General features: G+C 71.1%; 19 protein-coding genes and 1 pseudogene. 8 read left to right on the forward strand and 12 right to left on the reverse strand.

Features of this window, described 5'->3' with window-relative positions; genetic code table 11:
* Entirely contained in the window at positions 1 to 372 is a 372-nt protein-coding gene (locus tag ACFY04_RS39980) for an SAV_915 family protein (protein ID WP_389125307.1), read from the reverse strand.
* A 295-nt stretch (positions 373 to 667) separates the two neighbouring features.
* Between ACFY04_RS39980 and ACFY04_RS39985 the strand changes: the two genes are divergently transcribed.
* The 3 genes from ACFY04_RS39985 to ACFY04_RS39995 all read left to right on the forward strand — a co-directional run bounded on the left by ACFY04_RS39985 (position 668) and on the right by ACFY04_RS39995 (position 4908).
* Positions 668 to 1180 carry a universal stress protein gene (locus ACFY04_RS39985; RefSeq protein ID WP_389125309.1) on the forward strand — a complete coding sequence of 171 codons (513 nt, stop codon included), beginning with the start codon at positions 668 to 670 and terminating at the stop codon, positions 1178 to 1180.
* Positions 1181 to 1699: 519 nt separating this feature from the next.
* A complete protein-coding gene (locus ACFY04_RS39990) occupies positions 1700 to 2755 on the forward strand; it encodes a CorA family divalent cation transporter (RefSeq protein ID WP_389125311.1) in 1056 nt (351 codons plus the stop codon).
* Between the two features lie 254 nt (positions 2756 to 3009).
* Positions 3010 to 4908 carry a copper resistance CopC/CopD family protein gene (locus ACFY04_RS39995; RefSeq protein WP_389125313.1) on the forward strand — a complete coding sequence of 633 codons (1899 nt, stop codon included), beginning with the start codon at positions 3010 to 3012 and terminating at the stop codon, positions 4906 to 4908.
* Positions 4909 to 5011: 103 nt separating this feature from the next.
* On the opposite strand, the gene ACFY04_RS40000 is transcribed toward ACFY04_RS39995, so the two are convergent.
* Together ACFY04_RS40000 and ACFY04_RS40005 are read right to left on the reverse strand one after the other, a co-directional pair.
* On the reverse strand, positions 5012 to 5776 hold the full coding sequence (locus ACFY04_RS40000; RefSeq protein ID WP_389125314.1) for a DUF1775 domain-containing protein: 765 nt from the start codon (positions 5774 to 5776) through the stop codon (positions 5012 to 5014).
* A 1207-nt stretch (positions 5777 to 6983) separates the two neighbouring features.
* The gene (locus ACFY04_RS40005; RefSeq protein ID WP_389125315.1) at positions 6984 to 8939 is read right to left on the reverse strand and encodes a M20/M25/M40 family metallo-hydrolase; all 1956 of its coding nucleotides are present in this window, start codon (positions 8937 to 8939) and stop codon (positions 6984 to 6986) included.
* Positions 8940 to 9481: 542 nt separating this feature from the next.
* Between ACFY04_RS40005 and ACFY04_RS40010 the strand changes: the two genes are divergently transcribed.
* Positions 9482 to 9754 (forward strand): SH3 domain-containing protein, encoded by a 273-nt coding sequence (locus ACFY04_RS40010; protein ID WP_389125317.1) that lies wholly within the window; start codon positions 9482 to 9484, stop codon positions 9752 to 9754.
* Positions 9755 to 9834: 80 nt separating this feature from the next.
* Here the strand turns inward: ACFY04_RS40010 and ACFY04_RS40015 are convergent, their stop codons facing one another.
* Positions 9835 to 10302, reverse strand: coding sequence for a hypothetical protein (locus ACFY04_RS40015; RefSeq protein WP_389125318.1), 468 nt, complete (start codon positions 10300 to 10302; stop codon positions 9835 to 9837).
* Positions 10303 to 10555: 253 nt separating this feature from the next.
* Here ACFY04_RS40015 and ACFY04_RS40020 point away from each other — a divergent pair, with 253 nt between their 5' ends.
* Entirely contained in the window at positions 10556 to 13036 is a 2481-nt protein-coding gene (locus ACFY04_RS40020) for a SpoIIE family protein phosphatase (RefSeq protein ID WP_389125320.1), read from the forward strand.
* 79 nt (positions 13037 to 13115) lie between these two features.
* Here ACFY04_RS40020 and ACFY04_RS40025 read toward each other — a convergent pair whose 3' ends face one another.
* The 7 genes and pseudogenes from ACFY04_RS40025 to ACFY04_RS40055 all read right to left on the reverse strand — a co-directional run bounded on the left by ACFY04_RS40025 (position 13116) and on the right by ACFY04_RS40055 (position 18551).
* Positions 13116 to 13382, reverse strand: coding sequence for a metal-sensitive transcriptional regulator (locus ACFY04_RS40025; protein WP_389125321.1), 267 nt, complete (start codon positions 13380 to 13382; stop codon positions 13116 to 13118).
* Between the two features lie 60 nt (positions 13383 to 13442).
* Positions 13443 to 14015, reverse strand: coding sequence for a rhodanese-like domain-containing protein (locus ACFY04_RS40030; RefSeq protein WP_389125322.1), 573 nt, complete (start codon positions 14013 to 14015; stop codon positions 13443 to 13445).
* Positions 14016 to 14107: 92 nt separating this feature from the next.
* Positions 14108 to 14854, reverse strand: coding sequence for a sulfite exporter TauE/SafE family protein (locus ACFY04_RS40035; RefSeq protein ID WP_389125323.1), 747 nt, complete (start codon positions 14852 to 14854; stop codon positions 14108 to 14110).
* Positions 14851 to 15210 (reverse strand): rhodanese-like domain-containing protein, encoded by a 360-nt coding sequence (locus ACFY04_RS40040; RefSeq protein WP_389125325.1) that lies wholly within the window; start codon positions 15208 to 15210, stop codon positions 14851 to 14853. The genes ACFY04_RS40035 and ACFY04_RS40040 overlap by 4 nt, the downstream gene beginning before the upstream one ends.
* A gap of 40 nt (positions 15211 to 15250) precedes the next feature.
* Positions 15251 to 16630 (reverse strand): rhodanese-like domain-containing protein, encoded by a 1380-nt coding sequence (locus tag ACFY04_RS40045; RefSeq protein ID WP_389125327.1) that lies wholly within the window; start codon positions 16628 to 16630, stop codon positions 15251 to 15253.
* A 191-nt stretch (positions 16631 to 16821) separates the two neighbouring features.
* Positions 16822 to 17486, reverse strand: a pseudogene (locus ACFY04_RS40050) (GNAT family N-acetyltransferase); the annotation flags it as partial.
* Positions 17487 to 18233: 747 nt separating this feature from the next.
* A complete protein-coding gene (locus tag ACFY04_RS40055) occupies positions 18234 to 18551 on the reverse strand; it encodes a hypothetical protein (protein ID WP_389125330.1) in 318 nt (105 codons plus the stop codon).
* 85 nt (positions 18552 to 18636) lie between these two features.
* On the opposite strand from ACFY04_RS40055, the gene ACFY04_RS40060 reads away from it, so the two are divergent.
* Complete coding sequence (locus tag ACFY04_RS40060) at positions 18637 to 19041, forward strand: hypothetical protein (protein ID WP_389125332.1); 405 nt, start codon at positions 18637 to 18639, stop codon at positions 19039 to 19041.
* A gap of 102 nt (positions 19042 to 19143) precedes the next feature.
* Here the strand turns inward: ACFY04_RS40060 and ACFY04_RS40065 are convergent, their stop codons facing one another.
* Positions 19144 to 19764, reverse strand: coding sequence for a hypothetical protein (locus ACFY04_RS40065; protein ID WP_389125334.1), 621 nt, complete (start codon positions 19762 to 19764; stop codon positions 19144 to 19146).
* Between the two features lie 205 nt (positions 19765 to 19969).
* On the opposite strand from ACFY04_RS40065, the gene ACFY04_RS40070 reads away from it, so the two are divergent.
* Both ACFY04_RS40070 and ACFY04_RS40075 read left to right on the forward strand, forming a co-directional pair.
* A complete protein-coding gene (locus ACFY04_RS40070) occupies positions 19970 to 20659 on the forward strand; it encodes an SMI1/KNR4 family protein (RefSeq protein WP_389125335.1) in 690 nt (229 codons plus the stop codon).
* Positions 20660 to 21436: 777 nt separating this feature from the next.
* Positions 21437 to 22521, forward strand: a 1085-nt coding sequence (locus tag ACFY04_RS40075) for an ATP-binding protein (RefSeq protein WP_389125344.1), incomplete at its 3' end; no start/stop codon positions are given.

Here is a 22521-nt window from a genome sequence, read left to right on the forward strand (position 1 = left end):
TCAGACGGTCGGGGCAGCGGTCTCGGGAGCCTGCGGGACCGGAGTGGTGACCGCCCCCGTGGCCGTCCCCGCAGCCGTCCCGGTCACGGCAGGTGCGGTGAGGGTCGGGTCGACGGTCAGCAGTGATGCTCCGATCGGTTCGGCCATCGCCCGGAGCGCGGACTCGGAGAGCCGGATCCAGCGCTGGCCGGCGCCGAGCGTCGCGGCCAGCCGCTCCGCACTGGTGAAACCCACAGCGGTACGCGCTCCCAGCGGGGTGCGGAACAGGCGTACCACCACTCCCGCCCTTCCCGGCAGGACCGGCACGTACAGGGGCCCGGCCGGGACGCGTTCTTCAGGCTCCGGGTCGTCGGCGTACTGGAACAAACACATGAGGCCCTCCCAGAGGAACCACGAGCGACGGTTGAGGCCCCGGACGCGGGGAGGCAGTCCAGGGCGCGACAACGAAGCTATCCCCGCCCGTACACACCTGCGGCCACCCCATGACGGGTCCTTGACGGCGACGGGCCGAGTCCATACGGATCACTGACGGGCCCGGGACCGGGCGGCATCAGGGTTCCGTACGGGGTGGGGACATCCGCGTGAGAAAGCCGTCAAGACCCCGTCCTCGTCACCTGTCACGGCCCTTCCATGGGAACCGGTGAACGCCGAGGAGAGGGACGAGACCGTGCGAAAAGTCGTGGTCGGTGCTACGGGCACCCCGGGGAGTCTGGCCGCATTGCACAAGGCCGCCGCAGAGGCCCGTGTACGTGATGCGGAGCTGTGGGCCGTCCTGGCCTGGCAGCCGCCGGGCGGCGAACTCGGGAGCCGCAACTGCCCCGGGCCCGCTGCTCTGGCGGAATGCCGCGCCGCGGCCGTCGAAAGGCTGCGCGAGGTCCTCGATACGGCCTTCGGCGCCGTGCATCCCGGTGTCGCCCTCGCGGGCCTCACGGTACGGGCCACCCCGGGCGCGGCCCTGGTGGACACGGCCCGCGACCCGGACGACCTCCTCGTGGTCGGCACGGGATCCCGTACGGTGTGGCGCCGCCTCGTCCGCCCCTCGGTGGCCCGCTACTGCGTCGCGCACGCCGCCTGCCCCGTCCTGGCGGTGCCGCCGTCCCCGCTCCAGGCCGGGCTGGAATCCGTACACCGCCGCAACGCCTGGAGGATTCCGCTGGACCTGCGGGAGCTGGCCCCCTGAGCCTGCCGCATCGGGGCGTCCGGCGTCCGGCGTCCGCCTAAGGCGCGCCGCTGCCCTGCCGGCTGCCCCCCCGTGAACTGGCCCGTCAGCATCACGGCGAATCCGGCGACCAGAATCGCGCCGCCGGTTCATGGGGAGCACCCAGCCGCGGGTGGCTGCCGCCACCCCTGAGGCGGCGATGAGCAGGGCGATGAGAACCAGAGGTGCGACGAGGTACAGCTTCATGATCTCTCTCCTGCGCGCCTGTCCCGTGCCGGACGCTTGCGTGATCACGCCTCTGGCCACGTGAAGCGTCCATGGGCCGACCTGGGCCGACCTCGGCCTACCCGGGCCTGCCGGGGCCGACCCGGTCACGCCCTCGTGACCAGCGAAATCGACCGGGGAGGGCAGCCACGGGGGCCGGCTGCGAGGACATCTCCGCCGAGTCGGAGGAGCATCTATTGCTGTGAGGCCTCTACGGCGCGCTACGCCCGGCGGGCACGAGGCGGCGCACATCGGTCGGCCGTGAGGAGGAAGGCCATGATCGTCGACTGCGCACATTACCGCGACGGGCGCCGACAGGACGAGGGCGCGATGCCACTGGAGCAGGCGGCCGCGCGCTGCCGGCAAGGCGGATTCGTCTGGCTGGGCATCTTCGAACCGGGTCCCGAGGAGCTGGACCGGGTGCGCGAGATCTTCGGACTGCACGAGCTCGCTGTCGAGGACGCCTCGGCCTTCCACCTGCGGCCGAAGGCCGAGCAGTACGAGGACGGCACCGAACTGATCATCCTGCGCACGGCACGCTACGACGACGAACGCGAGGAGATCGACACCGGCGAGATCAGCATCTTCCTCGCCGACCACTTCGTGATCACCGTTCGCCAGGGCATCGCGAGCGAGCTGCACGAAGCCCGCAGCCGGCTCGAAAGCCGCCCCGAACTGCTCAAGACCGGCAGCGCCTCCACCCTGTGGGCGATCCTCGACCAGGTCGTCGACAGCTACGCGCCGGTCGTCGGTGAACTCGAGCGCGACATCGAGCAGATCGAGGCCACGGTGTTCTCCGGGGCGGTCGCCCCGACCGAACGGATCTACTCCCTGCGCCGCGAGGCCACCGACTTCTACCGGGCCGTACACCCGCTGCTCGCCGTGCTCACCAGGCGGCTGCAACCCGGCAAGACGCCGCCCGCGCTCCAGCCGTACATCCGTGACGTGCACGACCACCTGCTGCTCGTCAACGAGGAGGTCGCCGCCCAGCGCGACCTCCTGACCACCGTCCTGGAAGCGAACATCGCGGTGATCTCCGTAGAACAGAACAAGATCAACCTTCGGCAGAGCGCCACGATGGAAAGGCTCACGATCCTCGCGAGCGTGTTCCTCCCGCTGTCCTTCGTGGTCGGCTTCTTCGGGCAGAATTTCGCCTGGCTGGTGACCCACATCAGCAGCTTCACGGCGTTCCTCACCCTCACCGTCCTCGGGGTGCTCCTGCCGTGCCTGATGCTGTACGTCTGGCTGCGCCGACGCCGGAACCGGCCCACACCGCCGATGCCCGAGGTGAGCCGCGTCGGCCGGCACGCCCCGGCAGCCTCCACGAAGTGAAGACGGCGCAGGCGATCGGCCGGCCTCACCCTTGCGGAGGACGCTGCGGCCGCGGCTGCTCGGCCTCCCCTCCCGCTCCATACAGGAACACGCCCCGAGCTGGACCTTCCGGCCCGCCCTTTAGCCGAAGTTGCTTAACCGGCTCCGTCCCGAGGCCGGCAGCACTATCGTCCACATCCCGTCATGACCTGCAGGACCGAGTTCCGGGCGGCGGTGCCGCCGACGACGACCGCCACTTCGGAGACTGACTGTTCATGCACACCGGATCACCTACCGCGAGGACGTCACTGACCGCCCTGGCGCTGGTCGCCGCCGTACTCGCCCTGATCCTCGGCGGGGCGGGCTCGGCCTTCGCGCACGCCGGCCTCAGCGGCTCCGATCCTGCGGAAGGCACCGTCCTCGATACGGCTCCGAAACAGGTCACCCTCACCTTCACGGAGTCGGTCAGCTTCTCCGAGGACTCACTGAGAGTGCTGTCTCCGGAGAACGAGCGTGTCAACCCGCGCCCGGCCCAGCGCGCGGACGGCAAGGAGAACACCGCACGGGTAGAGCTGTCCGACCAGCTTCCCCAGGGCACCTACACGGTGGCCTGGCGCGTCGTCTCCGCCGATGGCCACCCGATCTCGGGCGCGTTCGTCTTCTCCATCGGCAAACCGTCCGGCACCGCCGCCGTGGTGGCGACCGGCTCCCTCGAGGACACGGCGGCCGGCCGCCTGTACGGCTTCTTCCGTTACGTCGCCTACAGCGGACTCGCTCTTCTGGTCGGAGCTGCCGCCTTCGTCCTCGTGTGCTGGCCCACCGCGCGCGCGGTCCGCCCCGTACGCAGGGTGCTGGCCGTCGGCTGGGCGGCACTGGTGGCGTCCACCGTGGCCCTGTTGCTGCTGCGCGGCCCGTACGAGACGGCCGGCGCGCTGACATCGGCGTTCGATCTGTCTCAGCTGGGCCGGACCGTCACCGGGAGGCCCGGGGCTGCACTGGTCGCACGGCTTGTACTGCTCGCGGCTGCCGCTGTGCTGCTGAGGCGGCTGGCCGTACGACTCGACCGGGACGACGGCGGATCACCGCTGGGTGACCTCGGTGCCCGTGTCCGCCTGAGCGGAGCGGTTCTCGCCCTGGCCCTGGCGTTCACCTGGGCCTCCGCGGAACACGCCTCCGCCGGTATCCAGGTGCCGCTGGCGATTCCGGTCTCCGTGCTGCACCTGCTGGCCATGGGGGTCTGGCTGGGCGGCCTGATCACGCTGGCGATCCTGCTCCGGCGTCGAGGGCCCGGCAGCCGTGACATACCAGCGTCCGCGATCGGCCGCTTTTCCACCCTGGCCTTCACCGCCGTCGCCGTGCTGGTCGGCACGGGGATGTACCAGTCCTGGCGGCAGGTCGGCTCGTGGCAGGCGCTGTCCACCACGTCGTTCGGCAGGACGCTCGCCGTGAAGATCGCCGCCGTGGTTCTCGTGCTGTGCGCGGCGTCGTTCTCCCGCCGTTGGACGGCCCGCCTCGTTCACGAGGTGACACCGGCCGCGGAACCCCGGGCGGTGCCCGATCCTGAGCCGGCGAGGGCCGTACAGACGGTCGGCGCGCCACCTTCCCCCAGGGCAACCGACCACGGCGGTAAGTCCGATGCACCTGCCGGGGGTGAGCCGGGGGACGGCGCCGAGCCGCCCGTCCTGGAGGCCGACGGATACCGGCGCAGCCTGCGCCGGACGGTGGCCGTCGAAGCCGTGCTCGGCGTCGTGGTCCTGGCGCTCACGACCTTGCTCACCGGAACCCAGCCCAGCCGCGCCGCCGACAAGACCCCGGTGGCCACTGCGCAGGAGCCGCAGACGAAGGTGGTCACGGTCCCGTTCGACATGGGGACGGCCAACCAGAAGGGCGCCGTGCAGATCACGCTGGCGCCCGGTCGCGTCGGCGAGAACACCGTCGAAGCCGTCGTGTTCACCGCGGACGGCGGCCTCGCCACCGTCCCCGAACTCCGCCTCAGCCTCACCCAGGAAGACCTCGGAATCGGCCCGCTGGACGCCAAGCTCAAGAACCAGAAGGGGTACTGGGCCACCTACGACCTGCGGCTGCCCATGCCCGGTGTCTGGACCTTGAACGTCACCGTGCGCACCACCGACATCGATCAGGTCACCGTGCGCGAGACCGTCCGCATCGCGTAGTCGTCGCAGGAGGAGCGCGCACGGGACCTGCGCGCGCACGGGACCTACGCGCGATCGGGGCCGGCGCTCGGCGTGAGCCGCGTGCCGACCCCGATCGTGTGGGTCAGACCCGGCTACGGCTGCGACGCACCCACCAGAAGGTGCCGGCAGCGACGAGCAGAAGCACGGCCGCAACCGCGCCGACGATGGCGCCGGTGCTGTTGCCCGCTTCCTCCTCGCCCGTGGCCTGCGCGTCGGTGGACGCGGCGGGCGCGGCGGGAGCGGGCGGCGCGGCCGACGGCTGGACGGACGGGGCGGCGCTCGGCGTCGGAGACGGCGAGGCGCTCGGCGTCGGAGACGGCGAGGCGCTCGGCGCGATCGGCTTGGCCCCGGGGGCCGCTGCCTTCAGCTCGAGCACGGGAGCCGGGTTGTCGACCTTCTCGCCGCTGGTGGGCACCTCGATCCAGCGGGAGACCTTTCCGTCGCCGTAGGTCTCCAGGGTCTTGAAGGCCAGGGACTTCTCGTCGGGCAGCTGGCGCACGGTGATGCTGTACTCGGCATCGGTGCCGGTCGCCAGAGCCGGGCCACCGATCGCGTACCCGTCCGGGGTGGCCGTCAGCTTCCACTCCTTGGGAGCGTCCTTGAGCGTCACGGCGTCCGGAGTGATGCCCTTCGGGAGGACCACCTTCAGCTCCGCGATGCCCGCGGTGTCCGACTCCGCCTCGGAGGTGAAGGACAGCGTGACGTTCTCGGCGAGCGCGCGCGGATCGGAGGCGGTGACCTCGGCGTGCGCGGCGGCCGGCCCGGCAGCCACGCCCAGGACCACCAGGGCGCAGGCGACCGTAAAGGCCGCCCTGGAGAACGGGAGATGGGTGTGTGACCTGTTCATGATGGAGAAACCCTCTCGGTACGCGGGACGGGCCTCACCCTGCAGGTGAAGAGTCCGCCAGGATCAGGGGAACGTCTCCTGCACATCCGGCAGGAGGCCCCCGACGCACCACCGCGTGCCAGAGCATGGTCGTCACCGCCGGCCGTACGGCAGGCCCGTTGAGCGCAACGGGTACGCCATGCGGACCAGTCCGCAACCACGGCCGGCGGCTTGTACCGAAAGCCGCGACGGCAAGCGCAACCGCCGCTTGGGCCCATCGGCCCACCATCTCCGGCAGACGGCTCAGCGCCTCGTCCGCGCGGTACATGAGCAGAGCCATCACGCATGTGGCCACGCAATGAGCCGCCGTCATCGCCCACGCCGCGTGGTGTGGGGCATGCCCGATCTCCAGCAGCACACCGTCGTGTGCTGCGGCGTGCCCGTGGCGTACGTGACGCTGCAGGGACAGAGCCCCGTGCAGGAGGAGCTGAGCCAGCCCGGTCGCCGCAAGAACGTGCCGGCCAGGCAGGGACGGACGGGCTGTCGGCCACGAGAGAGCGAAGACGGCCAGCGCCCCGACCGTCGCCCGCCGCCAGGAAACCGGGTGCTCCGAGGCCAGGTGATGGCCTACGACGGCCAACGCCGAGCTGAGCAGCGTGAACACGGCAGCCCGCAGCCACCGTCCGCTCCGCCACGCAGGCTGCGGACACGAGCGCGTCCCTGCACGGACTCCGGCCATGTCGGGCTCATCATCCACCGCCCCCGGCGCGGCGATCCCACAACTGTCAATTGTGAAACAGTTTTTCGGACGGCCGTGTGACCGGGCTCGCCGAGCGGGCGCAGGCGCGGAAGGGGTGGGGCCCGGAAGGGCGTCGGAGACCCGGTAGCGGGCACGGTTGCTGTTCGGGGCGGATCATCCTGATCGACGTGTCACCAGGGGGCTTCTCTCATGCCCAAGCGCCATGTTCCTGTCCTGATGGTGGCCGTCGGTTGCCTGGTGCTCTCCGCCGAGCGCGATGGGCCGGCCCTGACACGCCGGAGGCATTCAGGCGGTCACCCGGCGCGCCGCCACGGCGAGACGCGGACGCCTCCTCCGTCCCGGAGGGCTCGCGCTCCCGCTCCAGCGCGTCAGCCGGAGGCCCGGCCCCGCTGGCGAAGCGGGGCAGGGGAGCCGTACCTGACGGGCCTTCGGCCCGCCGCGGCCCGGTGAACCTTTCCGGTCACAGCACTACAGGCCCGCGAAGGTCAGGGCGGTCGCGGTGACGGAGCGCGCGATCGCGGCCGCGTACTGCGTGTCGTGGTCCTCGTCGAGGAGGGTGTCGCCGGGCGTGTGGTACTTCCGGGTGCCGGTTCCCCCCTGGCTGCCGTCAGCACGGAAGAGGTCCTCGGAGACGGCGATGGCCGCCCATCCCCGCTCGTGGAAGCTCGCATGGTCGCTCCGCCCCAGGGCGGGGTCCCCGGGTCCGGTGAGCTGCTGGACCGCGAAGCCGGAGGCGATGGCAGGGATGGTCCGCGCGACCAGGTCACCGAGCGCGTCGGAGGCGGCCGCGACCGGCCCGGGTACGGAGGAGCCGGCATGGATCTCCACCGCGGGAGCGCTGCCGTCCTGCAAACCGGCGATCATGTCCATCTGGAAGACGCCCGCGATGCGGTCGTCCGCCGCCGCGGCGGCGCGCGCGTAGCGCTTGCTGCCGAAGAGCGCCTGTTCCTCGGCGTTGAAGAGGACGAAGCGCACGTGACGCGTCGGCTCTCTGCCCTCCGCGACGAGCGCGTGCAGACATTCCGCCGCGGCCATGACCGCTGCGGTGCCGCTCCCGTCGTCGTCCGCGCCGGGCGCCGGGTCCACCAAGGGGTCGTAGGGGCGGGGATCGCCGTTCGCATCGACGAAGTCACCACTCTCCGCCGTCGAATCCAGATGTCCCGTGATGAGAACGGCGGAGTCGGCCCCCTCGACGCGGTGCTCGGCTTCGACATTGAACAATCGGTGTCCCCGCCACCTGAACGCATGCCGTCGGACCACCAGCCCCAGATCCTGGAAGTGCCGGACCAGGGCGTCCACGACGAGCCCGTTGTCGGCATTCGCCGCGTCACGGCTGCGGATCTTCAGCGGCTCGCCCGGGACCAGCGGCTCGACGCCGGAGATGCGTGCCACGTGGGCACGCAGCACCTCGGGCGTCACGGTCGCGCGTACGGCCGCGAGAGTCTCGGGGGAGGGAAGACCGTTCCCCGTCTCGGCGAACCCGGCCGGCAGGGCCGGGGCGAACGCCTCGGCCTGCGTTTCACCAGGACGTGACAGGAGCGCCGGGTCCGGGAGCAGCCGCTCGGTGTGTCCGGGCTTGGCTCCCTGCGGGTGCACCTCCTCGATCGGGACACCGGCGGGCGCGGCGACGTAGACACCGCCGGGCGCCGGCCCGAGCGACGAGATCTGCCGCGGGTACCCGGTCAGTTCGCCGGAGGCGAAGCAGAACGCGGCCGCTGCGCGCATCGCCCCTTCGGCCGCCGTCCGGGACTCCGCCGAGGCGCCCGCGAGGGCCTCCGGCACCGGGACCGAGCGGTCGTCCCTGATCAGGAATGCCGCCGTGTCCTCCACCTGTTCCCGGACGTCGGCCGTGAACCCTGCCTGTCGGAGCGTCTCGACTCCGAGTGCGGTCGCCATCGCGAGCACGAGCCGAGGGGAGGCGACATGCGCGGGAACGGCCTCCGTGCTGTTCGCCACCGACTCCAGCACGCCCAGGCTCCCGCCCTCCGGCACGTCGATCCTCGTCCAGAAGACCGGGCGGTTCTCGATGGCGGCCCGCGTGAACACGGGGTGGGGTGCGACACGCATGCCCGCCGTGCGGGCGAACGCGCGCTCGTCGTGGTCCTCACCCACGAAGACGCAGTCGTCGGCCGCGCCGCCGGTGCTCGCGACCGCGTCGTCGAAGATCGCGCGGCTGGTCTTGGGGCCGAAGTGAATGAGGCGGTCATCCGTGAACCGGTCGGGGAACGCCTCATGGAGGGCTTCCGTGACCTGCGCGACCGCATCCTGTTCGGTGCCCGGGTCGGAGATGATGCCCTGGGGTTCCCCTGCGAAAGCATCGAGAACCTGCAGGACCCGGGGGCGAGGACGCAACAGCCAGGATCCGTCTGCCTCGACACGGCCGTCCGCCAATGTCGCCCCGATGTCGAAGAAGAGTGTGGTCATCTCGGTGCCTCCGATGGTTCCGGGTGTGGGGGAAGCCCTGCGGCCGTCGTCATGCGGCTCGGTGTGTCCCATGCGATGCCGGCACTCCGACAGGCGTCGTCAACGGCCGTCAGCGCGCCCGTTCGTGCGGCTGTGTCGCCGGCGTCTCGACACCCCCTCCTCGACACCCCCTCCTCGATCGTCACGCACCGTAATGAACGCGGCAACCGGAAGGCCGGCGTGCGCACCGGGTTCGCGATCCGGATCGGCGGTCATCGGGCCGTGCAGCACGCCGTATCCGTGCTGATCGCGATCTGCGGAGCCGTGCTCGACGGCTGGATGTCCACTACAGAGGGTAATTGAACCGTCATCATTGTTCAGCTGAATCGTTGAAAGCGGCGTCCGACGACGCGGGACGGAACCATCGGAATGACGCCCGGTCGCGGTCGTGGTGATGCCCCGCACGCCTCCGGCTCCCCGACGGGCATTGGCTCTACCGTGCAGGCAACCCGTCCGCATACCGGACCACGTCCCGCCGCTCAGGCGTTCCCTTGGAGGTCACGATGCCCAGTCCAGCTCAGCCGTTCGGCACGGTCGTCAGCAGTAGCGGCGTCAACCTGCGGCGATACCCGAGTACCGACGCCTCCCTCGTCGGCAACCTGAACCACGGCACCGTGATCGGCCTGCACAGCAAGGTGCACGCGCAGACCATCGACGGCAACAGCATCTGGTACCTGCTGCGCGACCAGGCCGTGTGGGTCGCCGCCCGTCACGTCGACAACACCGGAGAGGTGCCGCTGTCCAAGGACGCCAAACCGGCCGCCCCGCAGGGCTGACGGCGGCCCGGCCCCCGGCTCGCCCAGGGCCGTCCGGGGGCAGCCCGTGGCTGTCCCCGGGGGCCGGGTCGACCGCGCGGTCAGCGAGCCTGCGGTGAGGCGCCGGCAAGGAACCTTTCGAGCGCGAGACGTGCCGTCTCCCCCCGCCCCGCGCGGTCCTCTTCGTCCTGTGCCACATGAATCCCGGCCGTGGCGTCAAGAGCCTCCTGGGCCAGCTGGATCAAGGCGGAATCGCCGCAGATGAGGTGGACTCGGCAGAGTGCCGCTGTCGAGTCCGCCCGCCGCTGGTAGGACGCTTCACGAGCGCTGATCGACCGAGGGCTGTCCGGGTCGTCCTGTTCCAAGTGCCAGCGGTCGTTCTGACTCCGGCGGAAGTCGGTGAGAGCCGCCGCGAAGGCGCTGTAGGCGCCGATCCGTTCGTGCCACAGCCGTTGATCTCGGGCGAACCGTTCCGCCTGCCGGGCGGTATGCCGTTGGAAGACGAAGGTGAGGCTGGACCCGGCCAGCGTTGCGAAGACGGCGACGAGACTGGTGAGGACGGCATTCATGTCGTCAGGATCCCCAGCTCCGGTGTGCGGCATCCGCGCCGTCCACGGCCCCTGCCCGGCCCCGCCGACGGGCCGGGCGGGCGGGGCCCGGCGGACTCGGGGGCGCACGGCGGGCGACCCTCTGCCGACGTGCGGCGGCGCGGGGATACTGAAGGTATGCCGACTGCTCGACCCCTGGTCTCTGATCACGCCGGGTAGTCGCTGTGGCAATGCCCGCTGTGCGGTCCGTTCGGCAGGTCGAAGGGTGGCAGCGATGGACGCGCCGGTGCCGGGATCGGGCGAGGTGCCCGAGGACCCGTTCGCGCTGCACAACTCGGCCTCGGCGGTACTGGACGGCCACGGAAGGGTCGTCGGCTGGAGCGAGCGCGCACAGGAGCACCTCGGCTACCCGCCCGATGAGGTGCTGGGGCGCAAGGCGGCCGAGTTCCTGTTCGATTCGCGTGATCGCGAGGCGATTCTGGACGCGGTGGCCGCGTGCGAGCGCGACCGGGGCTGGTCCGGTGTCCTGCCCGTCCTGCACCGCAGCGGGCGGCGGGTGGAGCTGGGTTTCCGCGCCCGCGCCGTCATCCGTGCCGGATCGGCCCGCGAGTGGTTCCTCGTCGTCGCCCCGGCGGAGGAGGTGCTGCGGTGGGAGACGGACCGGTCGGTCCTGGACGGTCTGTTCCGGCGCTCCCCGATCGGTCTGTCCGTCCACGCCCCCGATCTGAGCATCCTGCGGATCAACCGGGCGCTGGCCCGGTTCACGCAACTTCCCGCGGCGGAGATCCGGAGCCGCCGGATCGGCGACTTCCTCATCGGTCCGGACCTGAAGACCATCGAAACCCGGCTGCAACGGGTGCTGGACACGGGCGCCCCGCTGATCTTCACCGAGCAGCCCTGCCGCCTGAGGAGTGACCCCGACCACGAACGGGTGGTGTCGGTGTCGGCGTTCCGGATGGAGGACCCCTCCGGCGGGATCCTCGGGGTCACCCAACTGGTGGAGGATGTCACCGACCGCTACCGGGCCCGGCGGCGGCTCGCCCTGCTCAACCGGGCGAGCGCCCGCATCGGGACCACACTGGATCTCGCCCAGACCACCCGGGAGCTGGCCGACGTCGCCGTCCCCGAGCTCGCGGACGCCGTCTCGGTGGATCTGCTGGAGTCGGTGGCCCGGGGCGACGAGACCGCCGAGGAGACGAGCGGACCGGTCCGCAGAATGGCCGTCCAGTCGGTCGTGGCAGAGGCGCTGCAGGTGATGCACTCCGCCGGAGAGGTCTTCCGCTTCGACCCTCGTACCCCGCACGCCAGGTGCCTCGCCGAACAGCAGTCCATCCTCGAACCGGTGCTCCGGAGCAGCCCCGCCTGGTACTTCCAGGACCATGAGCGCAGACGGCGCGCCCTCGACCTGGACGCGCACTCACTGATCGTCGTACCGCTGACGGCCCGCGGCCTGCTCCTCGGCCTGCTCAGCCTGTGGCGGGCCGAGCGGCCCGAGCCGTTCGAGGAGGACGACCTCACGCTCGCGGAGGAATTCGCCGCGCGGGCCGCCCTGTGCATCGACAACGCCCGCCGCTACACCCAGCAGCATCAGGCCGCGCTGACCTTGCAGCGCAGCCTGCTGCCGCAGGAGTTGCCCGAACACAGCGCGGTCGAGGTCGCGCACCTCTATCTGCCGGCCGATCCCGCCACCGGCGTCGGCGGCGACTGGTTCGATGTCATCCCCCTCTCCGGGGCACGCGTCGCCCTCGTCGTCGGCGATGTCGTCGGCCACGGTCTGCACGCCGCGGCCACCATGGGCCGCCTGCGCACGGCCGTGCACACCCTGGCCGGCCTCGACTACGCTCCGGACGAGGTCCTCTCCCACCTGGACGACCTGGTCAACCGCCTGGCAGATGAGCAGGAGCCTGCCGACGGAAGCTCGGGGGGCCGGCAGATCGTCGGCGCGACGTGTCTCTACGCGGTCTACGATCCCACCTCCCGGCGCTGCACCCTGGCGCGGGCGGGCCACCTGCCGCCCGCCGTGGTGACCTCCGACGGCACGGTGAGCCTGCCCGACCTTCCCGAGGGGCCGCCACTGGGTCTGGGCGGACTCCCGTTCGAGTCCGCCGAACTGGAACTCGCCGAGGGAAGCCTGCTGGCGCTGTACACGGACGGCCTGGTCGAGGCCCGTGGCCTCGACCTCGACGAGGGACTCGAGCGGCTGCGGGAAGCCCTGGCCCGGCCCGGCCGCTCGCTGGAGGAGACCTGCGCGGCGGTGCAGGACGCCCTGCTGCCGGATCACCCACCGGATGACGTCGCACTGCTCCTCGCCCGCACCCGCGTGCTGGCGCCGGAGCAGGTCGCCTCCTGGGAACTGCCCGCAGAACCGACCGCCGCCGCCCGGGCGCGGCACCTGGCGGAGGCCACACTGATCGGGTGGGGCCTGGAGGAGATGGCCTTCACCGCCGAACTGGTCATCAGCGAACTGGTCACCAACGCCTACCGGTACGGCGGCGGCACGCCGGTGACCCTGCGGCTCATCCGTGATCGCAGCCTGATCTGCGAGGTCTCCGACAGCAGCAGCACCGCTCCGCACCTACGACGGGCACGCACCACCGATGAGGGCGGGCGTGGTCTCTTCCTGGTGGCCCAGCTCACCGAACGATGGGGCACCCGCTACACCCGGGACGGCAAGACCGTCTGGACGGAGTTCCCTCTTGTCACAGCAGCGGAGGGGTGCTCCGTGGCCATGGCGAACCGTGCGCTCGATCGGTGACACCAGGCGGGTCGAAGCCACGTGGGCTCCGCCGGCCGGGCCGTCCTCGCCGTCTTCCGGACGGCGGCGGCGACGACGCTCAGGCCAGGGCGAGGAAGAGCTTTTCGAGTTCTTCCTCGGTCATGGGGGCCTGGGTCTCGTCGGCGTTGTTCATGCACTGGCGCATGCCGCTGGCGACGATCTTGAAGCCGGCGCGGTCGAGTGCCTTGGAGACGGCGGCGAGCTGGGTGACGACGTCCTTGCAGTCACGTCCGGCTTCGATCATGGCGATGACTCCTGCGAGCTGCCCCTGGGCGCGGCGCAGCCGGTTGAGGACTGAGCTGACCGCTGCTTCGTCGACCTTCACCGGGTGCCTCCTGATTGACATCTCTCCCGTGCATGGTACCCCAGGGGGTATGTGTGGCGGTCAGTCGCTGCGGAGGGCTGCGCGCGCGGCATCGAGGTCGCCCCGGCGGGGACGGTTGTGGGGGAGCCGGGCGAGGACGGCTGCCATGCCGCAGGTGTCGGAGAGCGCGGAGTAGGCCAGACCGCCGGCGACCGCGACGGAGAGGAACCGGAAGGCGGGGTGGATCACCCCGAGCCCGAAGCCTGCCAGGACGAGGGCGCCGGCCGTCAGACGTACCTGGCGTTCCATGCCCCACGTGGTGCGGAAGGGGCGCTCGGGACGATGGAGGCCGTGGCCGGCGGCCGACCAGGCACCGGTACCACCGGTGAGGGTGGCAGCGGTGATGCCGTGCTCGGCGAGCGTCCTGCAGGCACGGTCGGAGCGTGCTCCGGAGGCGCAGACGACGAGGATGCCCCTGCGGTCAGCGGCGTGGCGGATGTCGGGCAGTGCGCGTGAGATCTGATCGAGGGGGATGTTCAGGGCGCCGGGCAGGTGCCCTGCGGCGTATTCGCCGGGGGTGCGGACGTCGAGGACGGTGAGCTCTTGCAGGCGGGTGCGGGCCTGCGCGGGGTCGAGGGTGTGGGGGATGGCCATGGCGGACTTCTTCCTTTCAGGAGGTCCGGCGTCCGGGGTCGGACGCCGGGTGAGCTGTGTGGGCGTGCTGCGGCAAGACACCCCCTACGGCGTCAGCGGATCGCGTCGGTCAGCATGAAGGCCGCGACGGCCAGCAACACGACGGCGAAGCTCCGTTGCAGGGTGGAACCCGTGACCTTGGCGGCGAGGCGTTTGCCGTCCCAGGCGCCGAGGATCGCGGCGCCGGTGAAAGGTGCGATGACCGCCCAGTGCAGAGGTGTGGTGCTGTCGGTGCGGGCGGCGAACGCAGCGAGCGAGTTGACGGTGATCACGAGCAGGCTGGTGCCGACGGCCGCCCGCATGCGCAGGCCCAGGGCTCCGACGAGGGCCGGGACGGCGAGGAATCCGCCGCCGACGCCCAGCAACCCGGTGACGGCGCCCAGCCCCGCCCCGGCTCCGGCGGCTCGTATCGGCCGCACCGGGCGCAACCCGTCGGAGGTTGCCGGGATTCTGAGCATGCGCAGCGCGGCGAGGCCCGCGACGGCGGCGAACGCCGCGGTCAGCAGTGGTTCGGGCAGCCGCGCGGCGAGGCCGGCCGCCGCCACGGCGGGGAGTATGCCGGTGGCTGCGAAGAGGGCCCCGGTCTTCCAGCGGACGTTGCCGGAGGTGGCGTGCGGGTAAAGGGCGGTGGCGGATGTGGCGGTGACGATGATCAGGGACGCTGTGGTGGCCGCCGCCGGGGTGAAGCCGAGCAGGTAGATCAGGGCGGGGACCGCGAGTACGCTCCCGCCGCCTCCCAGGGCGCCGAGGGCGAGGCCGATGACGGCCCCGGCGACCAGCGCGAGGATGACCGCGCTCACGCTATCGAGCCGCTGCTTCCACGGCCGTCGACAACGGGCAGCCCGGCTGCGGCCCAGGCGTTCATGCCGCCCTTGACGTCGACGGCCTCCGCCCCGCGGCCGGTCAGGAGTTTCACGGCCTGCCGGGAGCGGTGCCCGGAGCGGCAGATCACCACCAGCGGCCGGCCCTGGGCGGCCGGCGGCAGGCCGGCACCGGTCATCAGGGTGGAGAGCGGGGCGTGTACGGCTCCGGGCGCGCGCCCGGCCGCCCACTCGGCGCGCTCGCGTACGTCGAACAGGACGGCGTCCGTGTCGCGGGTGCGTTGCAGGGCCTGGGCCGGAGTCACGCGGACGGGGCCGCGGCGGAACAGGAACATGTGCGGGTCCTTCTCTCTTCGGAAGTGGGGAGGGCGAACGTCAGCTGCCGAGACCGTCGAGGCCCGTGGCCATCTGGAGGCCTGCGTGCCGGGCGGCGTCGAAGGCGTCGTCGACGGCTACGACATCGCGTCCGGCGGCGTCGAGCAGGGAGGCTGCGATCCCCGCGCGCATCCCGCCGGCGCAGTGCACCCACACCACTCCGGCTGGTACCTCGTCCTGGCGGCGGTGGAGCTGGTGGATCGGGATGTGCAGCGAGCCCTTGATCCGGCTTTCCGCACGCTCGGAGTCCCGCCGTACGTCGAGCACGATCCGGTGCTCGTACGGGTCCAGGGCGGCGAGGTCGGCGAACGTCGCCCGCGGGAAGCTCTGGAGCCGCTCACCCGCCGAAAGCCACTCGGCCGGCTCTCCGGTGGCTGCGGCCGCGGGCCGGTCGATACCGACCCGGGTCAGTTCGCGCTGAGCCTTCGCCAGCTGCTCGGGGGATTCCGCGAGGAGGGTGACGGGCCTGCCCCACGGGATCATCCACGCCAAGTACGTGGCGATCTTCCCGTCGGCCTCGAAGTTGAAGGACCCCGCGACGTGCCCTTGGGCGAAGGCGATGCGGTTGCGCAGGTCGACCACCCACTCGCCGGCGGCCAGCCGGGCCGCGATGTCGGCGGCGTCCGCCACGGGAGGTGGGGTGAGGTCGACCGGGGCCGGGCCCGCGGCGTTGGCCGGTGCCATGTGGGCGTAGTAGGCGGGCACGTCGTCGAGCCCCGCCAGCAGGGCGGAGACGAAGGCGTCGACGTCCTGGACCAGGGCGTCGTTGCGCGCCTTCTCCTCGCCGATGGTGGTGGTGTCCCCGTCCGCCTGGGCCGCGGAGCAGAAGCTTCCGAACCCGTGGGTGGGCAGCACCTCGGTCTCGTCCGCCAGCTCGGCGGCCAGCCGGTGCGCGGAGGCGTGCTGGGCACGGGCCAGTTCCTCGGTCAGTCGCGGTTCGACCAGGTCGGGCCGTCCGACCGTGCCGATCAGCAGGGAGCCCCCCGTGAACACGGCTACGGCCGCACCCTGCTCCTCCAGGACGTAGGAGGTGTGGTGCGGGGTGTGTCCGGGGGTGGCCAGTGCCCGCAGGGTGATTCCCTCGTCCACGGTGACGGTGTCGCCGTCATGGACGGAGGTGCGGGCGAAGGACACGCGGGCCGCGGCGGGCACCAGGTATGCGGCGCCCGAGATGCGGGCCAGGTCCAGGCCGCCGGTGACGTAGTCGTTGTGGATGTGGGTCTCCACGACGTGGGAGATCCGCACCCCTCGGCGGGCCGCCGCGGCGAGTACCTGGTCGATGTCGCGCGGGGGGTCCACCGCCACGGCCGTGCGGGCGCCGCCGGCCAGGTAGCTGCGGTTGCCGAGCCCTTCCAGGTCAAGGGTGTCTATGAAGAACACGCGGTCACTCCTTCTCTTGAAGTTTACCCCCGGGGGTATATTTCGAGCGTAGCAGAGGTACCCCCGGGGGTATTTTGGAAGGGTGTCCCGCGGCGCGAAGGCCGGTGGGGAAGCCGGGCCGGCGGCCCCTGGAAGGAGTGCGGCAGCCAGGGGGCGGCCTCGTTGCCGAAGGCCAGTGAGGCCCGTTCGAGCGTTCCCCCGCTCAGCTCACCGGCCCGCCCGGCCCGGGCGGGGGCGGTCAGCGGGACGCCGCCCTGGGGTGCCAGCACGGCCAAGCGCTCCCACCCGGGTGCGCGGGCCGGCATGCCCGGGCGGCCGCCACCTGGTCCGTGTACACCGCTTCGCAGGCCGGCAGTGCGGACAGCGGGTCGGCGTACCGCAGGTGTACCCCGACCGTGCCGGGGCCGGCCGGTACCTCCAGTCGTACGCGCGCCGTGTCGATCGTCGCGGACAGCTGCTGCGTGGCCATGCCGTAGCCGAAGCGGCCGTAGATGCCGGGCTCGGACGCCACCAGGGCCGCCAGCGGTTCACCCCGCTCGCGGACGTCGTCCAGCCGGCGTCGCATCATCGCCGCCATGAGCCCCTGTCTGCGGTGCGTGGCGGCCACGCTCACCATCGTCACCCCGGCCGTGTCGACCAGGGCTGTGCCCGGTACCGACAGGCGCAGCGAGAAGGCTCCTGCGGTGCCCACGCACGCGTCGCCGTCCCAGGCGCCGATGGACCGGTCGTGTTCGGTCAGGCTCTCCCACAGCTCGCGCGCCTCCGGGGGTGTGGGCGGGCCGCCGAAGGCCCGTTCCAGGGTCCGGTACCAGGTGTCCCATTCCTGGGCCTCCAATGTCCGCAGCTGTGGCGCCATGGACCACCTCTACCGGGGACTTTCCGCCGCGGAGGCCTTGCGGGGCGGCGGTGCCACCCGACCGGGTCACCGCGTGGATCCGGCCGCGTCGCCGAGGTCGGGGCTTGACGATTCACGCTCGAAGATATGACACTCGGAGTGCAAGTTGTTTTGTAAATATTTGTAACTAATGCTTGCTTTCTGTAATGAAAGGCGAGACATGTCCGTCTACAGCACCCGAGTCTGTTCCCGGCCGAGCCGAACCGGGGCGCGTACGCGGTCGGCCCGGCCCACGCGCATGCTCGCCTACGCCGCCGCGGGTGCGGCCGTGGGCGGCGTCTGGGCCTTCGGCGGGGACACGCCCGCGTGGGAGCACGCACTGCGCGTCCTCGTGGTGGTGCTCTGTGTCAGCGTGGCCGGACGCTTCGTCGGCCGCCGTCTCGCCCGCGGCGGGCACACCCCGGTGGACCGGGGTCTGTTCTTCGGTCTGGTGGCGGCGAAGGTGCTCCTCGTGGCCGTGGCCCTGGTCGTCGACTGGCTCGCCGGACTGTGGTTCTCCGAACCGGCTCTGATCACTGCCGGGTTCCTGTTCGTCCTGGTGACCGTCGGCGGTCCCGCCCTGCACGGCCGGTTGACGCGCGGTGCCGGGAGCGGGGGAGCGCGGTCCGCGCGCGGGTCGCCCCTGCCGTCCCCTGTCGCCCTCGGGCGCTTCGTGCCGACGTCCTCCTCGCGTCGACGCCGGCACGAAGCGGCGGGCCGGCGCGGGCCTCAGAGGAATTCGACGAGGGGGAAGGCCCGGTGGCGACGCGGCGGCGTCAGGAAGTTCTGGCACCGTGTCGCCGTCAGGAACCGCTCCAGGCCGTTCTCCTCCTCGGGGACGCCGTGGGCGGCCGCCGCCTCGTCCGCGCCGGGGCCGCCGTCCCGGGCGCGCGCCGACTGCCACAGGTTCAGGGGCTGTCCGGGCACGAGTTCCTCGGCGAGGAACAAGTCCCCCTGCTCGTCGAACAGATGCACCTTCCCGGGCGTGACCCCCAGCGGTGCGAGCTGCTCCAGCATCCGGGCCTCGTCCCGCAGCCGGTCGCGCACATCGGTTCCGTCCAGGACCAGGAGCCCAGTGGGTCACCCCGAAGTCGAGAGGACGAGGTCAACCGTTTCGGTTAGATTCACCCGTATGGACGTCACCCCTATGAACTCATCGGCCCAGGTGTACGACACGGAGTTCCGGGTGCGGGGGCTGCGCGAACAGGGCTGGGGCCGTGGCCTGATGGCCGTGGCCGTACTCATCTGGCTGTGGCTGGGGTACTTGCTCGTGTTCCCCTTCAGCGTCGACGGCCAGCGCGGTGCTGTCGAGTGCAAGTCCCGGGCCTTCCACGAGACCGGATACCTCCGCGAGTCCTACCTCGTGGACGAGGGCGACACCTGCGACGGCGCGCGTGACTGGGGCCCGATCACCGCCGGCCTGCTGCTCTCCCTCCCCTTCGCCATCGGAGGTGCCGGCCTGTTCGTGTCGGGTACCACGGCGCTCCGCACCGCCGCGTACGCCGCGGACATCGCCCGCCTGAACATCGACGAGTAGTCCTGGGCCCCGTCCGGCCAGACCGGGGTGCCTGCCGAGGAGTTCAGGGGTCCGGTCACCGTTTCCTACCGGGCCTCACCGACCCGGTAGAGGCGGCAAGCCCTAGACGGCTTGGGTGCCGGCATCCTGCGCCTGCTTGAACGCCTCCTCACAGGCAGGAGTGCTGTTCGCGGCCAGGAGCGAGAGATGCTCACGCGAGCCGGGCCTCTTCTCGTGCACGACCAGGAGACGCCATGTGCCTTTGGTCAGCGAAGACGCGACGGTGGGGGGCCTCTTGTGCCGCCCGGTGAGCCGCCATTGGCGGCCGGTGAGGTCGTCCAGGAGCGCGGCCAACCGCGCATCACTCACGCGCTCGTAGGATTCCCAGGGTGCCAGGCACCCAGGCGCCACGAACGATCGGGACGGGGCCGCCGGCCCCAGTCCGGCAGTGGCGGCCGCGGCCTCGAAGTCCGCCGTGACCTGCTCAATCGTCGGCCCCGGACCGGAGTACTGGGGCTTCGACGAGGCCGGCTCCGCCACCCACCCGGAAGGCTCCGGATCCGGAGCCAGCAGTGAACCGCCGACGATGAACCCCAGTCCGGCGAGCACGACGGCGGTTGCTTTGAGTCTCTTCCTGTTCCTGGCGCCGCTCCCGGCCCCGGTCTCAGCACCGCTCCCGTCGTCGGGCACGGCTTCGGGCACGGCTTCGACGGTGTTCTCGGTCCCACTCATGTACGTCCCCACCCCGTGACGGTGCTGCCCGGTCGGTCGGGACAGGGCAGCTGTGGCAGGAGTTTCACACGTTCTGCCGCACGCGACGCAGGCGGGGCCGTCCGCCGACGTACGGCTGAGCCCGTCGCTCGGCCCGTAGGGGCGCTTGCGGTATCCCGCAGGGCGTGCGTGACACCAGGCCGTTTCCGCTGTCACTGGCTCCGCGTACGGTCTGGGCATGGTCGATCAGCAGTGGAGCGGGGTCCGTCAGCGTGTGGTGGCGTTGGGCGCCCAGCCGTCGAACGGCAAGGTGTTCGGCTCGCTCTGGCACGGGTGGGTCCTGGAAGACCCACTGGACGATGAGGGACTTGCCGAACTCGAAGCGCAGGTGGGTGTGCGGTTGCCGGATGACTACCGGAGCTTCCTCACCTGCGTGGGTGCCGGCGGCGCGGGTCCTGCGTACGGCCTCTTCCCCGTTCGCCGCGTGCAAGGTCGCTGGCGTTGGGAAGGAGACGGCGCCGACCTGGCCGATCTGGCCATGCTCGCCCAGCCTTTTCCTGACCACGGCCCGGATCCCGAAGACCTCGACGCGCTTCTCGCTGTTCGCCCTGAAGAAGAGGACTTCGACGAGATCGAGGACTTCGACGACGCCATCGAAGCGTGGGACGAACGCTGGGACGCCCTGATGTTCGCCCCCGAGCGCACCGTCGGCGCCATCGTGATCTCCCACCTCGGCTGCGCCCAGAGAGAGTGGTTGATCGTCAACGGCACCCACCGCGGCACCATCTGGTCCGACTGCCGGGCGGACGACGCCGACCTCGTCCCGCTCCTCGACCAGGCCGGGAAGCCGGTCACCTTCGCCCACTGGTACATCGACTGGCTGCACCAGGCGGAGCTCACCGCACGCCAACCAGCCACGAACGCCTGAGGCCTGACGCCTGACGCCTGACGCCTGACACTGTGCATGGCACTGCGCGGTCGACACGATGAGCGCTGTAGTGGGCTGAGCTGCACTGCGGGCAGGCAGGCGAGTGCGAACACCGCCATCCGTAGCCCGCGGAACGTGAGCGGGCGGCGAGGCGGTGGTCGTGACGGAGGGCTCAGGGCGGTCAGTCCGCGTCCATCAGATGATCATTCATGGACGGAACCCTGCCAGGCAGGGGTGAGGTCCGATGCGGCCCGTCTGGTCCGGCACCCTCTCGTCCGGCCTGGTCACTTCTCTGCGATGGCGGCCGTTCGGGCCGCTCGGCCGCCATCGGCGGGCAAGGTGACTCCGGTTCACCGGGCTCGCCACTCGCTCGCCACTCAGCCTCCCGGCGCTCCTGGTCGCTGCCGTCCGCAGCTCGCCGCCATGGCGACACCAGGCAACGCAGCGTGATGGTGAACTCGTGCCTTGATCGCTCACCTCAGGCAGCCCGGCAGGGCCCGTGAGAGGCGATCTGAAGCCTTCTGGTGAAACTTTAGTGGGGGGATTAATCTCCACTCCTGATATCGCCGCACAGTAGCCTTCAGGGTCTTCCTTGCCCTATCGCGAGTCAGGTGGGCCGGTACAGTGGAGCAGTCCGGTCACGAGGTGCGCGACCGGACTTCAACGGCCGAGGGCGTGCTTCGCCATGCCCTGGAGCGGCCCACCAGTCAGCGTCCCCATCGCTGTCGTGCGCGTGCGCGTCAGCGGAGTTCGTCGTGTCTGAAAGTGAGCATCGCCTTGACCGAATCCGGCGTTCCGGCACTCAATACCAGCGCCAAGATCACCGACGCGGGCCCCGCGTCAGATTCCTACGACGCCCGTGCGATCCAGGTTCTGGACGGCCTGGACGCGGTCCGCAAGCGGCCCGGCATGTACATCGGCTCGACCGGGGCGCCGGGCCTGCACCACATGGTGCAGGAGATCGTGGACAACTCCGTGGACGAGGCGATGGCAGGTGTCGCCGACCGGATCGACGTGACGATCCAGGCCGACGGTGGAGTACGGGTCACCGACAACGGCCGCGGGATCCCGGTCGGGTTGCACCCGGGGACGGGCCGGCCGGCGCTGGAGGTGGTGCTCACGGTCCTGCATGCGGGCGGCAAGTTCGGAGGCGGCGGCTACTCGGTCTCCGGCGGTCTGCACGGGGTGGGCCTTTCCGTGGTCAACGCCCTGTCGAGCCGCCTGACGGCCGAGGTGCTGGCGGACGGGTTCCGGTGGAGCCAGTTCTTCGAGCACGGAGAGCCGACCGGACCGATCGCTCGCCACGAGGAGACCGACCGGACCGGCACCACGATCACCTTCTGGGCCAACGACGCCATATTCGAGACGACCGAGTACTCCTTCGAGACGCTTTCGCGCCGCTTCCAGGAGATGGCCTTCCTCAACAAGGGTCTTACCCTGACCCTCACCGATGAGCGGGCCGCCGCCTCGGCGGCCGAGGGCGGCGACGAGGGGTCGCCGCGGGTGGTGTCCTACCGGTACGACGGGGGCATCGCGGACTTCGTCCGGCACCTCAACGGCCGCAAGGGTGAGCCGGTACACCCGAGCGTGATCGGCGTGGAGGCGCAGGACCCGGGACGGTTGCTGTCGGTGGAGATCGCGATGCAGTGGAACAGCCAGTACACCGAGAGCGTGTACTCGTACGCGAACACGATCCACACCCACGGCGGCGGCACCCATGAAGAAGGCTTCCGGACCGCTCTGACGACGGTCGTCAATCGCTATGCGCGCGACAAGAAGCTGCTGCGGGAGAAGGACGACAACCTCGCGGGCGAGGACATCCGCGAGGGTCTGACGGCGATCATCTCGGTCAAGCTGGGCGA

The sequence above is a fragment of the Streptomyces sp. NPDC001549 genome (assembly GCF_042894025.1).
Taxonomy (GTDB): Bacteria; Actinomycetota; Actinomycetes; order Streptomycetales; family Streptomycetaceae; genus Streptomyces; species Streptomyces kutzneri.

Bases quoted from the DNA above. Each gene is read 5' to 3' on its own strand.
- ACFY04_RS39980 (WP_389125307.1), bottom strand. From the start codon at position 372: ATGTGTTTGTTCCAGTACGCCGACGACCCGGAGCCTGAAGAACGCGTC.
- ACFY04_RS39990 (WP_389125311.1), top strand. From the start codon at position 1,700: ATGATCGTCGACTGCGCACATTACCGCGACGGGCGCCGACAGGACGAG.
- ACFY04_RS39995 (WP_389125313.1), top strand. From the start codon at position 3,010: ATGCACACCGGATCACCTACCGCGAGGACGTCACTGACCGCCCTGGCG.
- ACFY04_RS40000 (WP_389125314.1), bottom strand. From the start codon at position 5,776: ATGAACAGGTCACACACCCATCTCCCGTTCTCCAGGGCGGCCTTTACG.
- ACFY04_RS40005 (WP_389125315.1), bottom strand. From the start codon at position 8,939: ATGACCACACTCTTCTTCGACATCGGGGCGACATTGGCGGACGGCCGT.
- ACFY04_RS40010 (WP_389125317.1), top strand. From the start codon at position 9,482: ATGCCCAGTCCAGCTCAGCCGTTCGGCACGGTCGTCAGCAGTAGCGGC.
- ACFY04_RS40015 (WP_389125318.1), bottom strand. From the start codon at position 10,302: ATGAATGCCGTCCTCACCAGTCTCGTCGCCGTCTTCGCAACGCTGGCC.
- ACFY04_RS40020 (WP_389125320.1), top strand. From the start codon at position 10,556: ATGGACGCGCCGGTGCCGGGATCGGGCGAGGTGCCCGAGGACCCGTTC.
- ACFY04_RS40030 (WP_389125322.1), bottom strand. From the start codon at position 14,015: ATGGCCATCCCCCACACCCTCGACCCCGCGCAGGCCCGCACCCGCCTG.
- ACFY04_RS40040 (WP_389125325.1), bottom strand. From the start codon at position 15,210: ATGTTCCTGTTCCGCCGCGGCCCCGTCCGCGTGACTCCGGCCCAGGCC.
- ACFY04_RS40060 (WP_389125332.1), top strand. From the start codon at position 18,637: ATGGACGTCACCCCTATGAACTCATCGGCCCAGGTGTACGACACGGAG.
- ACFY04_RS40070 (WP_389125335.1), top strand. From the start codon at position 19,970: ATGGTCGATCAGCAGTGGAGCGGGGTCCGTCAGCGTGTGGTGGCGTTG.